Source organism: Rhizobium sp. SRI_017, assembly GCF_057586295.1.
The window spans coordinates 1-316 of record NZ_JBYCZP010000104.1 but is presented as its reverse complement, the minus strand read 5'-3'; the positions used below and the strand labels follow the sequence as shown (position 1 = coordinate 316).

The 316-nt window shown below is 66.5% G+C and carries 1 protein-coding gene; it reads left to right on the top strand.

What is annotated here, in order from left to right; all coding sequences use genetic code 11:
• The first annotated feature begins 3 nt into the window (after positions 1 to 3).
• Positions 4 to 258: a type II toxin-antitoxin system VapB family antitoxin gene (locus AC2YI2_RS35235; RefSeq protein ID WP_487391152.1), complete on the top strand. Its 255-nt coding sequence runs from the start codon at positions 4 to 6 to the stop codon at positions 256 to 258.
• Positions 259 to 316: the final 58 nt, after the last annotated feature.

Here is a 316-nt window from a genome sequence, read left to right as displayed (position 1 = left end):
CAGATGGCACTGAGCATCAAAGACCCCGAGACCGAACGGCTGGCCCGCACCCTTGCCGAGCGCACCGGCGAGACGATCACGGTCGCCACCCGGCGGGCCCTCGAGGACCGCCTGCGCCGCACGGGCTCCGAGACGCGCAAGGCCGCATTGCTGGAGGACATGGCCGCGAGCCGGCGGCGCTGGAGTGCTCTGCCGATCCTGGATGACCGCTCCGCTGATGAGATCATCGGTTATGACGAGAACGGCTTGCCAAACTGATGGTCATCGATACCTCCGCTATCGTCGCGATCGCCTTCAACGAACCGGACGCAGCGTC